Origin of the sequence: Sphingobacterium sp. Ag1 (assembly GCF_000988325.1) — a bacterium.
Taxonomy (GTDB): Bacteria; Bacteroidota; Bacteroidia; order Sphingobacteriales; family Sphingobacteriaceae; genus Sphingobacterium.
Genome location: NZ_LBGU01000022.1, coordinates 1 through 15,614, shown reverse-complemented (window position 1 = coordinate 15,614; position 15,614 = coordinate 1). Strand labels below are relative to the sequence as shown.

The following is a 15,614-nucleotide window of genomic DNA, read 5'->3' as shown; positions in this document are numbered from 1 at the left end:
TAAATTTGTTTACGTATATAATATCTCAACAGGTTTTGTATATGTTCTAATCATCCGCTGTCCAGTGGATGTATCAATCGGAGCTGACGATGGCGGTCGTCGGCTCTTTTTTTGTTTTTATTTAGTAGATCAGCACTTTATTCCCCTCCTTTCTGGACTTATTGTGATGAATAGCCTTTATACTTTCTAAAGTAGCCGGCCATGATAACTGCCTAGATAAAGGCATGCTATAAAGTTGTTGGGAAATAGGGGTATTTGCGGCTTTAAGATCCACATCATAGATATTTCTAACAGCCACAGCCAACTCTGCGAACGTGCTTTGCTTGAGGTATACCCGCCCCTCAATCCAGCTATTACGCGTCATGAGATCAAAATTCTCCTGTCTGCTTGCATTACTATTTTTGAAATAACGAATCTGATCCCCTCTTTCCAAGATTCCTATGCGACCACCATTTCCTGAGATCTGTACTTTACCCGTAAATACCGACACCGAAATGTCATCGAGTTCTGTGTAATTCTTCACGGTAAAGGAAGTTCCTAAAACAGTAGTTTCTAGTTGTTGAGCTTTGACAATAAAAGCTTTCGTAGAATCTTTCTTAACATCAAAAAAAGCTTCTCCAATGAGGAGCTCCACTACACGATCCTTTCGACCGAAAGAAACCGTATCCACTTTTAACTTCGATCGTGCGTTTAAAATCACCGTTGAACCGTCGGCAAGCTGAACTTTTTTACGTTGCGCAACGCCTGTTTCAAAAATCCGATATTCTGGCTGAAGGAAGGCTTCTTTGCGGGCAACTTCATGACTAGCTGTTTTCCAAAATAACACACTCAAACAGAGTAATAAACATGCCGCCACCGCACCAGCCCAATACAGCATCTTTTGAATGGGCACTCGCCTAGTGGACGTATTTCCAATTTGTCGTTGAATTCTTTCCCATAACTGGTTTTCGTCAACTTTATCATCAGGTACTTTTTCACTGTCCAGTCCAGCATACCAATGATCAATCAGTCTACGTTCACTTATACTCGCCTTATTCTGGCGGTACCTATCTATTAGCAATTCAAAAATTCTTCTTTTCACTTTTTATGCCTGCTGTTTATATACAAGTCCGCAAAAAAGCCCCAAAGTACTTCAAGAAATAGTTAATGTTGCATGAAAGAATTGTTAAATGATCAAAGTTGAGGGAATAGGAATGTGGGACGGTGGGCAAACTACTTAGTTAGCTCGTCTATAATAAAAACCAAGAGAAGGGTAAAACTACCGTTTTGAACATGTTGGTAGCCCAAGATAGCTTTCCGCAAGCGTTTGGACGCTTCCGTAAGATTGTTTTTGACCGTTTGCTCAGATAGGTTCATACGCGTGGCAATCTCCCGAATGGATAAATGTTCCCATCTCAATAAAAGCGCCTGTTTCATATTATGGGGCATAATTTCCAGTTCTTCATCCAACAATTTCTCTAAAGCCACATATGTCTTGAGATCCTCTGGATGTTCCTGTACATAGTCAAAAATATGCTTGCTCCAATGATCCAACAATTTATCTTTGGCTTTATTGGAATTAAAAAAATCGATAATTTTATATTTGAGCATCCCTTTCAAATAGGCCTGGAGGTTCATCTGTATATCGATAGTATGACGTCGTTCCCAAAATTGAACAAACAGCTCCTGAAGAATGTCCTCCACATCCTGTCGGTCTAGGATCCGACGAGCAGCATGCCGATAAAGATCTTTCCAGCAATATCGGTATAGTTCTTCATATGCAACCGTATCGTTATTCTCTTTAATAGCTTGCAGCCAACGCTGATGTACAACTGGTCCTTGATTCATGCTGGTACCAAATTTAAGGTTGAAATATTAAGTTTCCATTAATAAATGAATAAACAAACTTTAGATTATAAAATAGTTTCACATTCGGAATAAATCTTTTCAAAGTGAGCTAAATCTATGTAACACGACTCAATTTATTATCACCTGGCACAAAAGAATCCGATCATCTTAAAAATCAATTATTTAAATTATTTGTTTATTCCAATATTATTCTTACCTTTGCAACGCCTTAGGCAATAGTGCCTATTGTATAAAATATTTCATGAACCCATTTTTAGAACTGGGAATCCGTCATGAGGTTGTTAATGCCATCTCTGAGTTAGGTTTCGAAAAACCTTCTCCTATTCAGGAAAAAGCCATTCCTGTATTACTGACTGGTAACGACGATTTTGTCGGATTAGCCCAAACTGGCACAGGAAAGACCGCGGCATTTGGTCTTCCATTATTAGAACAATTAGACTTTTCTCAAAAACACCCACAAGCGTTGGTACTATGTCCAACTCGTGAGCTGTGTTTACAAATTGCCAAAGATTTACAAAATTTTGCGAAGTATATTGACAACGTGCACGTTGTTGCTGTATACGGTGGTGCAAACATCTCTGACCAATTGCGTCAGATCCGTCGTGGTGTTCAAATTGTTGTTGCGACTCCGGGTCGTATGTTAGACATCATTGGACGTAATGCAATTGATTTCTCAGGCGTTAAATACGTGGTATTGGACGAAGCTGACGAAATGTTGAACATGGGTTTCCAAGAGGATATCAACAATATCTTATCTGAAACTCCTGAGGAGAAAAAAACGTGGTTGTTCTCTGCCACTATGCCAAAAGAGGTCCGTCGTATTGCTCAAAAATACATGACTGATCCTTTTGAGCTTACTGTAGGAACAAAAAATACAGGTAATGCAAATATCGAGCATCATTACTATTTGATCAAAGCAAAAGATAAATATGCTGCGTTCAAACGTATTGTAGATTCAAATCCTGATATTTTCGGCATTGTGTTTTGTCGTACAAAAATTGAAACACAAGATATCGCTGAGGCGTTGATTAAAGACGGTTATAATGCAGATTCATTGCATGGAGACTTATCTCAACAACAACGTGATAAAGTAATGAAACGTTACCGTGACCGCAGCTTGCAGCTCCTGATCGCAACAGACGTAGCTGCACGTGGTATTGACGTGAATGATGTAACTCACGTTATCAACTTCTCTTTACCTGATGAAGTGGAAAACTATACACACCGTTCGGGACGCACAGCCCGCGCTGGTAAAACTGGTATTTCGCTTTCATTAGTAAATGTGAAAGAATTGAGCAAAATTCGTCATATCGAAAAAATAATTGGTAAACCTTTCGAAAAGAAACAAGTACCTCAAGGTGCTGAAGTTTGCGAAAAACAGTTATTTTCTATCGTTAAAAAGATTGAAAATGTTGAAGTAAACGACGAACAGATCAGCCCATTCTTGCCTGCAATTATGGAAAATTTGGAGTCACTTTCAAAAGAAGATATCATCAAAAGATTCGCTTCTCTTGAGTTCAACCGTTTCTTGGATTATTACAAAAATGCACCTGATTTAAATATCGAAGCGCGTGACGGTGGTCGTGAAGACCGCGGTGATAGACGTGATGGTCGTTCACGTGAAGGTTCAAAAGGCTACACGCGTTTATTTATGAACTTAGGTTCAGTAGATGAATTCTCTCGTGGAGACATGTTGGGCTTCATCTGTAACAATGCGAATATTTCAGGAAAATCAATCGGTAAAATTGATTTGAAAGGTGTGTTCACATTCTTCGAAGTTCAAGATGCAGAAGTAGAAAAAGTATTCCAAGGATTCCAAGGTGTAGATTACAACGGTCGTCAAGTACGTATCGAAGTATCTGGTGAAGCAAGAGGTGAAGGTCGTAGCGACCGTGGCGGAAGAAGCCGGGGTGGTGATCGTGGCGGAAGACGCGAAGGTGGATACCGTGGTGGTGATCGCGGCGGAAGACGTGAAGGTGGATTTGGAGGCGGTGAACGTGGCGGAAGACGCGAAGGCGGATTCAGTAGCGAGCGCCGTGATCGTGGTGAGCGTAGCAGCAATGGCGGTGGCTTCCGTGATTTCTCCGGAAAACGTAAAGAATCAAAAAGCAAATACTAATCATTCGTATTTAGCATAAGAGTTAAAGACTCTGGCACAATAGCGATCAGCTTGCGATGCCAGAGTCTTTTCTTTTATATCCCCCCGTACGGCTATCGTAATCTCGCCCGCTAATACAATAGTATCTATAAAAAACCGTAAATTAGCGGTATTACACGAACTGGATTTCCAACATGCCAACAGCAACGAGATTATTTGATTTAGCAAGCTTGCAATATGCTATTGCGCCAGATTTCCCTATGTTTTCTTTCAAAAAAGACAACGAGTGGGTAAAAGTAAGTAATACCGAATTTATTGAACGGGTCAATAAAACATCAAAAGGTTTGATCGCCCTAGGTGTTCAACCGGGAGAGAAAGTGGCATTGATAAGTGAGAATCGTATCGAGTGGAATGTTTTGGATTTTGCAATCCAGCAAATCGGTGCTGTCGTCGTCGCCATCTATCCCAATATTTCGACTTCAGATTATACGTATATTTTCAATCATGCGGAAATCAGAAATTGTATTGTTAGTTCAAAGAAACTATACACAAAAATATCAGCGATACAAGGTGATTGCCCGCAACTGCGCGCTATTTACAGTCTCGACAAGGAGAATGACCTCAATCACTGGGAGGACTTTGTTGCGAAGGGCGTAATCATTCCGGATGAAACACTAGACCAACTGCGTGGTGGTATCCAAACAGATACATTAGCATCGATCATTTACACCTCTGGCACCACAGGCAACCCTAAGGGTGTGATGTTGTCCCATCGAAATTTATTGGCAGATACATTGAGTAGTGAATATTCCTTTCCGGTAGAACGTGGTGATCGTGCCCTTTCCTTTCTTCCTGTATGTCATGCATACGAACGCGTGTTCCAATATGTTTATATGTACAAAGGGTTGACCATCTTCTTTGCCCAATCTATGGATACCATAGGTGAAGATTTTAAATCTGTAAAACCCCATATTTTTTCGGCTGTACCCCGTGTATTGGAGAAAGTTTATGAAAAGATATTGGCTAAAGGAGAGCAGTTGACAGGGCTTAAACGCAAACTTTTCTTCTGGTCCTTAAGCCTCGGCGAACAATACAAACTGGCGGGGCGTTCTTGGTGGTATGATTTTCAGCTTAGTATTGCACGCAAATTAGTTTTTTCAAAATGGCGCGACGCATTGGGTGGCGATATCAAGGGGATTGCTTCTGGAAGTGCCGCCCTACAGGAGAAATTGATCCGTCTGTATATGGCAGCAGGAATTCCAATATATGAAGGATATGGCCTCACGGAGGCAGGTCCATGCATAGCCGTAAACTGCTACAAACGGGGTATGAAAATCGGAACAGTAGGTTTACCGTTAATTCATATTGAAGTTAAGCTCGCGGCCGATGGAGAAATATTAACCAAAGGTGAAAATAACATGATTGGGTACTATAAAAATCCGGAGGCAACAGCTGAAGTGATCAAAGATGGTTGGCTTTACACTGGAGACATCGGTCAATGGGTAGACGGTAAATTTCTCAAAATTATAGACCGCAAGAAAGAGATGTTCAAGACTTCTGGAGGAAAATACATTGTTCCTCAGCAGATCGAATCTAAGCTGGTAGAATCCTCATTTATCGAGCAGGCCATGGTAATTGGGGAAGCCCGTAAATTTCCTGCTGCTTTGATTGTTCCCAACTATAATAAGCTACTAGAATGGTCAAAAGGTACTTTTCCCACCCTTACTAATCTTTCTAAACAAGATTTTCTAAATAGCCCAGAGCTGAAGCAGAAAATCGAATCGGAACTCAAACGCATTAATCAAAATTTTGGCGCCTGGGAGCAGATCAAAAAGTTCGCTATTGTCCCCAACGAAATGACTGTTGAAACGGGTGACTTGACACCGACTTTAAAAATGAAAAGAAAAGTTATCTTACAAAAATACGAATTGGAGATTGAAGAAATTTATAAAATCTAGCCTACAAAAAAAGCCTTTGTCAAAAACAAAGGCTTTTCTATAATCAATTATATTATTTTTTAACAATCCGTTGACGAATCGCTTCATAGATCACTACTGCGGCCGAAACAGACACATTTAACGAACCTATTTCACCGTACATTGGTATCTTGGCCAGGTGGTCGGCAATGCGGATTAGGTCATTGGAAACACCAACGTCCTCCGCACCCATAATAACACAAGTTGGAGCCGTATAATCTACGTCGTAGATACTCGAGGTTGTTTTTTCTGTACTAGCAACCAATTGCACACCTGAATCAATCAAAAATTTACCAACTTTTGAGAGGCTATCATGGCGACAGACAGGGATTTTATAGAGTGCGCCAGCAGATGTCTTGATCGCATCAGGATTGACCTCAGCCGAGCCTTTTTTAGGGACAATGATGGCATGTACTCCAGAACATTCAGCAGTCCGTGCAATAGCCCCCAAATTACGCACATCAGTCACTCCATCCAGCATCAAAAGCAAAGGAGTTTCACCTTTTTCATAAATCTGAGGGAGAAGTTCCTCAATGTCATGATAAGTAATTGGAGAAATAACAGCAATTACTCCCTGATGGTTTTTACGTGTTATCCGGTTTAATTTTTCAATTGGCACCTGTTGAGAAGCGATATTATGTTCTTTTAACAAGGCTTTCAATTCTAGAATCAAACTACCGCTCAAACCACGTTGTATAAATAATGACTCGATCTCTTTACCACTATCGATTGCTTCGATGACAGCACGAATACCAAATACCATCTGATTCACTTCACGTCTTTCCCCGTGGTCGCGATCACGTCTCTGAAAATTTCCTTGCATAATAAATACTAAATATCTGCCTCTTCATAGAAGAGTTTGCAAATGTACAAAAATAAAAAATAACTATTGTGTTTGAATTAGCTTAGCCCCAAGTTAAACTCCTTCCGCAAAGTATCTAAGAGCGGATTTTTGTTGACCATAGCTTGATATTTCTCCTGTGAAGTATAGGGTTTGCGTGAAATAGTATGTTCCATCATCACCCCCTGCAAATCCAGCGAAAAATTCTGAAGTTTCACACGCAGGTAATTCAGCACATCAACCTTTGCGCTTTGCAATACATCCATCTGAACACCATTTTCGACATCAATTTCAATCAATACTCCATTTAAACGGGGTTGCATAGCAGTCATCATGGTATACAAGTTAATCTTGTTTTCTGCTTTCAGCTGCTCAGCATAACTATTCCAAACAGCAATAAATTGGCCGAATGAAACATCACGCTGTTCGCTTCCACGTATTAATTCAGGTTCATCACCTTCCTTGGCCACCGCATTGTTATCGTATATGGTATTCAAATCCGGCAGAGACGGAATAATTGCTGTAGTAGATGCACCCCAGCCCCCTTTTTTTACTTTAGGAGGCTCATTGGAAATAGTATCTTTTTTCACCTCTTCCTTTGTCTCGGAAGCCTGATAATTTACGGGGTTAGCCTGCTGACGCGGTGTCACCTGGTTTTCAACGACAGGAGCATTCGCTAGAGAAGTCGCTTGCGGACTAAGAGCTACGGAGCTTTGTTGTGGTTGTCCCGCTACTGGCTCAGGAAGTTTTTTTTTAAAACCCTCGGCTGCCGAAGGAATCTGTATGGACCCTAGCTGGCTCAGCTTAATTGCACTTGCAATATGACATGTCTTGAGGAGTGAAAGTTCAACTTGTAAGCGTTGATTTTTACTTGTCTTATAGTTGATTTCACATTGATTGGAAATATTCAATGCAGACAACAAAAATCCTGGAGAGGCTTTTTGGGATTGCTGTAAATACTTTTGACGAATACTATCACTTACTTCCAATAATTTAAGCGTAGTTGGCTCTTTAGCCACCAGTAAATTTCTGAAATGCGCTGACAGACCAGCTATAAAATGACTGCCATCAAATCCATGATTTAAAATCTCATTGAAAATCAATAAAGTTTGTGCCGCATCTTCCCTTAAAATAGCATCTGTTAGCTTAAAATAATAATCGTAATCCAAGATATTCAAATTATCGATTACCGCTTGATACGTGACATTTTTATTGGAAAAACTGACGATCTGATCGAACATCGACAAGGCATCCCGAAGACCACCATCTGCCTTTTGGGCAATGATATGCAAACCGTCCTGATCATAAGCAATGCCTTCTCCATCAGCGATACGAGCTAAATGACTGGCCATATCTTCCACTTTGATCCGATTAAAATCGAAAATCTGACAGCGCGAAAGAATAGTAGGTAAAATCTTATGTTTTTCTGTAGTCGCCAGAATAAAGATGGCATAGGAAGGTGGTTCCTCTAAAGTCTTCAAAAAAGCATTAAAGGCCGCTTGAGAAAGCATATGCACCTCATCTATGATATAGATTTTATATTTTCCAGCCTGCGGCGGTATACGCACTTGATCAATCAAGTTACGGATATCGTCTACGGAATTATTGGATGCCGCATCCAGTTCATGAATACTGAAAGAATTTCCATTTTGGAAAGACTTACAGCTATCACATGCGCCACAAGGTTCGGTGCCTGCTAAAATATTTTCACAATTAATTGTTTTCGCTAAAATACGTGCACAGGTCGTTTTACCAACACCTCGGGGACCACAAAACAAAAATGCCTGCGCCAACTGGTTGTTGTGTATCGCATTCTTTAAGGTACCCGTAATGTGTTGCTGACCTACAACCGAATCAAAGGTAATCGGGCGGTATTTACGTGCAGAAACAATAAAATTATCCATTGCACGAAGATACGGATTTTAAAAATGAAAAAGGAGTATCTAAAACCTAAAAATAGATTGTAATTTTTTAATAATAATTCCTTCAATGCACAAAAAAAGCAAATTTTATCGTTAATTTTATATTACTACAATGTTATCAAATTGTTAAGAATTGAAATTAAGGGAAATACATCGGATGTTTTTGACCATGCTAATTTGGTTAACCTGTGCTTCACAACAACTTTGGGCGCAACATCATGATTTCGATTTTTATGATGGGAAGGTATCCATTGATGTTCCACCCGCCTTTAATATTCCATTCAAAGACAGCTTAACGATAGCTCATGTGCAAAAATTCTATCAAATCGCTGATCAAACCGATTACATACAACTTGTAAACAGTTTACTCGAATACAAAGATGAACATCATTTGAATGATTGGGTCTATTATCAGCTGATTCGTCGCACCGCACAACAAATTGCCCCGAAAGCTGAAAATTATACACGCTATACTTTATATAAATGGTTTTTAATGTGCAAATCGGGTTATGATGCCCGCTTGGCTGTGGGGAATAATCAGATTATATTTTTCATTCAAAACAAAGAAGACATTTCTGATATTCCTTTTTTTGAAATTGACGGAAAGAAGTATACTTGTTTAAATTTTCATGATTATGGGAAGCTCTTTCAACGCGCAGACACCTATATCCCCGTTAAGATTAAAGTCCCAGAAGCTATTGAAGATTTTAGTTATAAAATCACAAAATTACCTGATTTTGTACCAGCTAATTATAAAGAGAAGCAAATTGAGTTCAATTATGGACATAAAGCCTACCATTTTAACGTCAAGTTGAATGAAGATATCAGTGACCTTTTTAAAAACTATCCTGGTGTAGATTTCGAAACTTATTTCAATATTCCACTCAGCAAAGAGACTTATCAATCGCTGATTCCTGCACTCAAGGAAAATTTAAAAGGAAAAAATCAACAAGAAGGTGTCGATTATTTAATGCGGTTCACCCGCTATGCATTCTTGTATGAAAATGACGAAGAGAATTTCGGAACCGAGAAACGCCTTTCTGCAGAACAAACGCTATTGAATAAATACAGTGACTGTGATGACCGTGTTGCCTTGTTTTTTTATCTGGTAAAGGAAATCTACAATCTACCGATGATCACCCTGCTCTATCCCACCCATGTAACCATGGCCGTTCAATTTGAACATCCCATCGGTGATGCTATTTTGTACAATGGAAAATATTATTCAGTCTGTGAGCCTACTCCTCAAGCACAGAGTTTGGATATTGGACAGCTCTCCGAACAACTTAAAAATCAGTCCTATCAGATTGTCTATCATTATGAGCCGAGGTAAAATGATACTCTATACCGGGGTTTCACATTGACTTTATATCAAAGAACTGAGGTAAAAACGTCACTCTGTTGAAGAATAAGTAATCCTCCACATCGCTTTTTTTTGATTTAAAGCTTGCCTATAAAATCAAGTACATCTGCATACTTACCATCGGTTCGGTAGGCTGCAATTGTTACCGTATTTTCCTTCCCACTGGATTTGATTGTGATCACATAATCTGTTCCATCTGCACAACTTGCGCATTCTTGAATTTTAGCCTCCATTAAATTATAGGTTTCGACATAAGAGGATAACTTTCTAAAAGTGTCTTCACTTGTTTTATAACTCTTATCTTTTGAATCTTGAGGTGCACCCGAAGGTAACTTAGAATATTTTACTTCAGTCTTATTTTGATCAATGCTGATATTTACAAAATTACCCCAACCGGAAATTCCTTTTATTTCAACTTTCAGTCCAGAAGATGGGGAATCATTGGTATCATCCGATTTTTTACATCCAAAAAGAAGGAGAACACCGATTACAACCAAGAAAATTGCTTTTTTCATGTTTTATAATTTATCTTATTTGACTATATAACGATTTGGCGACTGAAAATGCGACAAAAAATCTGTTTCCGAAATATAAGTCACCAGCCAATAATTAAGTTGAGTGCGCTTTGGTCCGGGCCATGCTCATGTCTGCTTCTGATGAACAATCGACCTTGGATAAACTTCGACCAGACGTTGACCAGCCTCTGCCACAAAAGGCTAGTCAATTTTTTCGCAACTAATTCATGTAGCAGCGAGAAAGCTCTCAGAAGCCGGTACCACTTTTTCATACCGCTCACATTAAAAAAAAATCCTACACAAGGCAGGATTTTCTATTATCTATTTAACTAAACTATAATTACTTCACTTGTCCAGGCGTTGTATAGGGCAAAGATTGCGGATCAAAATGTGCCCAGCCAGCTGTCCAATCCTCTGTTCCAAAAGCACCTCTATAAGCAACTTTATCAAAGAAGCTACCGGAAACTTTCGCATTTGTAAAGTTTGCTCCTATTGCAGCTGCCGATCCAGTTGATAACGTAAAGTTTGGATTTGCCGGAGAACTGGAGAAATCCTTTCCAAAACTGTAAGGAGATGTAAACAAACTACTAGCGTACATTTTATTTTCAAAGGTATTATTTGCTTTAATTAACGCTTCTACCTGAGCTGCAATACTCGTCGCTGCAGTCGTCTTTATCCCTACTGGATTTCCATAAAACAAATTATTAGCAAATAACGCATTTCCATCAACAACATTCTTCGAGGTTGACTCTGCTGTAGTAACCTTTGTATCATCAACATAAATTCCAATAGGAAATCCTGAAATGACAGAATTTACAACACTGATAGAGGAATTACGACGGAGTTGGATACCATGTTGGAAATTAGCATTTGGGGAAAATCCATCCTTAGAAATCGGCCCGATAATAGATACATTCGAGAAGACCGCCGCCGTTTTTGGCGTTTGGTCTGTTCCACTGCCGTTATTATCCGATTCAAAACCGTTAGATTGCGAAACGTCGGCTGCAGCATTAGCACGCTGAGCCACGGCAAACTGAACATTTCCTGAATAACCAAAATCGGTGTCAAAATCGTCATCCCAAGTACCTACTGCCAATAAATGTTTTGCATTTACCGTACCACCAAACCACTCAAAAGCGTCATCTCCCGAACGATATATCTGAATATAATCTAATGTTGTTCCACTACCAACACCACCCAATGTCAAACCATTAATCTCATTATCTGGGGAAAAAGGAATTCCGCCAAATTCTATACGAACATATTTTAATGTTCCAGAATTGTCCGCAGCATCAGTACCACCATAGTAGATATAATTCTTGTCGTCTTTACCAGTTGGAGCTGCTAAACCACCTTCAATTTTAACATCGTTTCCTTGGTTTACAGGCGCTTTACCAAGTATGATAAGGCCTCCCCAATCTCCATGCGAGCGAGCTCCTGATGCCAAACCTGATGTAAACACAATTGGTTTTTCAACTGTTCCAACAGCATTTATTTTTGCACCACGTGTAATTGTCAATGTTCCTTTGGTTGCTTTATCACCTTTGATAATCGTACCCGGCTGAATTGTTAACGTTGCACCATTAGATACATACACAAATCCCTTCAACACATAAATCTTATCGGAAGTCCAAGTGGTGTTACTTGTAATTTCTCCTGAAATTTCGACCACATTTTGATTCCCTGGATTCGTCGGAGTTTCTGTTCCATCACCATTATCTGTAATTGTAGTTTCTTTACATGCCCCTGCAACTAACAATGCAGATAAGGATAAGAATAAAAATCTTTTTTTCATTTTTTAAGTTTTATATACTGTACAAATAAATTCAATTACTTTAACCTCTAAATTAAATTCCTGTTAATTTTATATTATAATCTAAAATGTATAATTAAATGACAATGAGTAGTTTGAACCTGGCTTATACTTAAAGCTGGTCTCATTAGGAATATTTAACTGTTTATTATCATAATAAACATTGATGGCATTATTTAAGATGTCTCCCGCGTTAAGTTTAATCTCGCCTTTATTTTTCATCAATTTATACCCCACCTGGAAATCCAACACATTTCGTGGAGCTTCCCAAGTACTTGCGAAACGAACCCCACTCGCCTGCGTTATACGCTTACCAATTCTATTGTAAAGTATATTAAGGCTTAATTTATTATCAAGTGCTGTGTGTTGTAAACCAGCATTTATAACGTATGGAGACTGCCCTACCATAGGTCTTGATTTATCAATGTAATCCAAATCAGTCGGGTTTTTCACCTTAGAATGTACCAACGAAACATTTAGATATGCTATGGTATTTTTTAAGAATTCTTGTTCATCAATAAAACTCAAATTTTTACGTGCTTCCACTTCAATACCATATAAGTCAGCTTTAGGTGCATTGAAATAACTGATATCTGGTGTGGAATTCACGTCGTAACGGAACGGTTCAATTGCATCCTTAAACCCTTTGTAAAAAGCTGATAAAGAAAGTATTTCGCCAGCAGAAGGATAATATTCGAGACGTAAATCCGCGTTATTGATAGAACTCCTTTTTAATTTCTCGTTACCAATAATCATTCCCATATTCTCGAAATCGTAGAATGAGAATGGGGCTAATTCCCTAAATTCAGGTCTCGCTAAAGTACGATAGTATGAAGCTCTGATGTTGGTTTTGGGAGTTAAACTATACGTCATATTGACCGACGGTAAGAAATCAAGTTTGCTGTCATCAACACTTTTTTCAATCTTACTTGACAATATCCGCAGGGCATCAACTTGAACATTGTAATTTTCAACTCTCAATCCGTAAACGATCCTGAACTTATCTGCAAATTTTTGGTCCATCATTAGATAACCAAACGTCGATAATGATTTTGCATGATAGATATCACCATCTCCTTTTACTTCACCAAATTTGTATACGTTTTGATCAATCAGTGAAGGTGAAAAAATTTGATCCGGAGCAAGCTGTAATATACGTGTTTGTTCCTCTCCGCTAACCGCTAACGTATTTAACTCAAAACCAACAAATCGAGCGTCAAAATTACGCTTCCTAAATTGGCTTCCAGCTCCTGCTTTAAAAGTACTTGGTGCGTTTAAAAAATTCAAAGGCGTAGAATAACTCGCCTCTCCGGAAAAGATATTCTCATTCAAATCAGCAAACAGCCTTGAATTCGCTTTACCCACAGTGGTCAAATTTGCAAGATATGGAACAGAAGCGTCATTTGCATAATCCTCGTGTTTCTGATAATTTATTTTAGTTTGATTCGGCTGGTTATTCCCAATATTACTCCAAGACGCCGTCCACTTAATCTTATCATTTTTATCACTCAATACATGCTCACCATCTAGCGTAGATTTAAACAGGGATTTTTGCATCAAATCAAATGCATAAAACTTGTTAATGGAAGATGAACTACCATCTGTTCCAAATCGCTCCGTATATGTGTTATCATAAGTTCGATTGTACAAGTTTTTCCAAGTTATTTTATTCTTTCCAAATGTATAACCAAAATTCGCTAAAGCACCTAAATTAGTAGAGAACTTGTACTGTTGATCCCGATAATCATAGGTAAACCAATTGCGTTCAATATTTGGAAGAATATTCTGCGAATTACGATAGTTTACAGAAAATAAAGCTCCAAAACGACTATTATTTTCGTATTGTTTTACACGCCCCAAAGAAAATTGGTATGTCTGTGAAGGCAACGCACTTTTTGTCTGAATACTAAAATCATTCGGAAGTGATTTTAGTGCCAGTCTTTGCCATTTTTGAGATAGCTGTCCATCAACATCTACACGAGATGGAAAATTTTTAGCCAATTGACTTGATCCATCATCAAAACCTAAATAATTTTGAACATTCTTTTTAGTTTGTAAAAAATCTTTAAATGTTGATGCAGAATTATAACCATATCCTAAGCCGAAAGAGACAAAATTTCGATCTGGAATATCTTTTGTAGAAATTTGAACTGCCCCCCCGGCAAAGTCCGCAGGAAGATCAGGTGTTGCAGTCTTCGAAATTGTAATTTTATCAATTAAAGCCGCTGGAATAATATCAAATGAAAATGCACGACGATTGGCTTCTGTACTTGGTAATACCGAGCCATCCATCATAGCAACGTTATAGCGGTCACTCAAACCGCGAACGATTACAAACTTATTATCTTGAATCGTCGTACCACTGACACGACGCAATGCTTCGGATGTATTTTTATCTGGCGATCTTCTGATCTGCTCACTCGAAATACCATCAGAAATCAATGCACTATTTTTTTGTTGCGAATATAATGCACCAATAGATTCTTTCTTAAAAGATCCTGTAACCACAACTTGATCCAACACCTGTCCTTCTGAATTATCAAGAACGATATCTAAATTGGTCAAATCATTCGCTTTAATCTCAACCTCGGTAACTTGCTTCGTCGAGTAACCAATATAAATATATTCTACAGTATATCTACCTGCTGGTAAAGCTGGAATACTGTATTTCCCGGACACATCAGAGCTTCCGCCCCTTGATGTTCCTAAAATACGCACAGTTACTCCTGTGATTGTTTCACCAGTTTTACTGTTCGTAATAGTCCCCATTAACTTCCCACTACTTTGTGCATAAACTGTTGTTGACGCAGCTACTGCTAGCGTTACGACTGCAGCGATTCTTCTAAGTTGTAATTGTGGTTCCAATTTATTTGTTTTTTGTTTCTGCAAAGCTATTAGCAGAATATTAGATTAACATTAACAACAAATTACCATTACATCAATCAGCTGTTAATTTAATGTTACCTATAGCCAGTTTTCCTCGACTTTCAGTAAAAAAGAGTATTTATGACCAATTTGCGTAGTATTTGGGCAGTCTCCAGAGAGATTATATTAAAGAAGTGTAATAAAATTATTAAGCACTTAATTTATTAACACAATAGGTTATTTTTCTAATTTATACCTTAATGAATACCATGTAATGGGTTTACATAGCGACCTGGTACTTCTGGTTAAAAGAGAACGATCATCTTCCATTACAGCTGTTAACTCACCGCAGTAAATTGCTTTTTATATGCAA

Annotated in this window: 10 protein-coding genes; 3 read left to right on the top strand and 7 right to left on the bottom strand. The window is 38.6% G+C overall.

Annotated elements, in window-relative coordinates:
* Nucleotides 1-121 precede the first annotated feature (121 nt).
* Both AAW12_RS03275 and AAW12_RS03270 read right to left on the bottom strand, forming a co-directional pair.
* Nucleotides 122-1,081: a FecR family protein gene (locus AAW12_RS03275; RefSeq protein WP_046672185.1), complete on the bottom strand. Its 960-nt coding sequence runs from the start codon at nt 1,079-1,081 to the stop codon at nt 122-124.
* 131 nt (nt 1,082-1,212) lie between these two features.
* Entirely contained in the window at nt 1,213-1,827 is a 615-nt protein-coding gene (locus tag AAW12_RS03270; protein WP_053003512.1) for an RNA polymerase sigma factor, read from the bottom strand.
* A gap of 262 nt (nt 1,828-2,089) precedes the next feature.
* Here AAW12_RS03270 and AAW12_RS03265 point away from each other — a divergent pair, with 262 nt between their 5' ends.
* Nucleotides 2,090-3,967 (top strand): DEAD/DEAH box helicase, encoded by a 1,878-nt coding sequence (locus tag AAW12_RS03265; RefSeq protein ID WP_046672184.1) that lies wholly within the window; start codon nt 2,090-2,092, stop codon nt 3,965-3,967.
* Between the two features lie 173 nt (nt 3,968-4,140).
* Nucleotides 4,141-5,904, top strand: coding sequence for an AMP-dependent synthetase/ligase (locus AAW12_RS03260; RefSeq protein WP_046672183.1), 1,764 nt, complete (start codon nt 4,141-4,143; stop codon nt 5,902-5,904).
* 52 nt (nt 5,905-5,956) lie between these two features.
* Here the strand turns inward: AAW12_RS03260 and rlmB are convergent, their stop codons facing one another.
* On the bottom strand, nt 5,957-6,745 hold the full coding sequence (gene rlmB / locus AAW12_RS03255; RefSeq protein ID WP_046672182.1) for a 23S rRNA (guanosine(2251)-2'-O)-methyltransferase RlmB: 789 nt from the start codon (nt 6,743-6,745) through the stop codon (nt 5,957-5,959).
* A gap of 77 nt (nt 6,746-6,822) precedes the next feature.
* Nucleotides 6,823-8,667, bottom strand: a complete 1,845-nt coding sequence (locus AAW12_RS03250; RefSeq protein WP_046672181.1) for a DNA polymerase III subunit gamma/tau — start codon at nt 8,665-8,667, stop codon at nt 6,823-6,825.
* Nucleotides 8,668-8,854: 187 nt separating this feature from the next.
* On the opposite strand from AAW12_RS03250, the gene AAW12_RS03245 reads away from it, so the two are divergent.
* Nucleotides 8,855-10,018 carry a hypothetical protein gene (locus AAW12_RS03245; protein WP_046672230.1) on the top strand — a complete coding sequence of 388 codons (1,164 nt, stop codon included), beginning with the start codon at nt 8,855-8,857 and terminating at the stop codon, nt 10,016-10,018.
* A 107-nt stretch (nt 10,019-10,125) separates the two neighbouring features.
* Here the strand turns inward: AAW12_RS03245 and AAW12_RS03240 are convergent, their stop codons facing one another.
* The 3 genes from AAW12_RS03240 to AAW12_RS03225 all read right to left on the bottom strand — a co-directional run bounded on the left by AAW12_RS03240 (nt 10,126) and on the right by AAW12_RS03225 (nt 15,241).
* On the bottom strand, nt 10,126-10,563 hold the full coding sequence (locus AAW12_RS03240) for a hypothetical protein (RefSeq protein ID WP_046672180.1): 438 nt from the start codon (nt 10,561-10,563) through the stop codon (nt 10,126-10,128).
* Nucleotides 10,564-10,903: 340 nt separating this feature from the next.
* Entirely contained in the window at nt 10,904-12,358 is a 1,455-nt protein-coding gene (locus tag AAW12_RS03230) for a hypothetical protein (RefSeq protein ID WP_046672178.1), read from the bottom strand.
* 81 nt (nt 12,359-12,439) lie between these two features.
* Nucleotides 12,440-15,241, bottom strand: a complete 2,802-nt coding sequence (locus AAW12_RS03225; RefSeq protein ID WP_231585193.1) for a TonB-dependent receptor — start codon at nt 15,239-15,241, stop codon at nt 12,440-12,442.
* Nucleotides 15,242-15,614 lie beyond the last annotated feature (373 nt).

Coding starts and splice junctions, on each gene's coding strand:
- AAW12_RS03270 (WP_053003512.1), bottom strand. CDS start 1,827: ATGAATCAAGGACCAGTTGTACATCAGCGTTGGCTGCAAGCTATTAAA.
- AAW12_RS03265 (WP_046672184.1), top strand. CDS start 2,090: ATGAACCCATTTTTAGAACTGGGAATCCGTCATGAGGTTGTTAATGCC.
- AAW12_RS03260 (WP_046672183.1), top strand. CDS start 4,141: ATGCCAACAGCAACGAGATTATTTGATTTAGCAAGCTTGCAATATGCT.
- rlmB (WP_046672182.1), bottom strand. CDS start 6,745: ATGCAAGGAAATTTTCAGAGACGTGATCGCGACCACGGGGAAAGACGT.
- AAW12_RS03250 (WP_046672181.1), bottom strand. CDS start 8,667: ATGGATAATTTTATTGTTTCTGCACGTAAATACCGCCCGATTACCTTT.
- AAW12_RS03245 (WP_046672230.1), top strand. CDS start 8,855: ATGCTAATTTGGTTAACCTGTGCTTCACAACAACTTTGGGCGCAACAT.
- AAW12_RS03240 (WP_046672180.1), bottom strand. CDS start 10,563: ATGAAAAAAGCAATTTTCTTGGTTGTAATCGGTGTTCTCCTTCTTTTT.
- AAW12_RS03230 (WP_046672178.1), bottom strand. CDS start 12,358: ATGAAAAAAAGATTTTTATTCTTATCCTTATCTGCATTGTTAGTTGCA.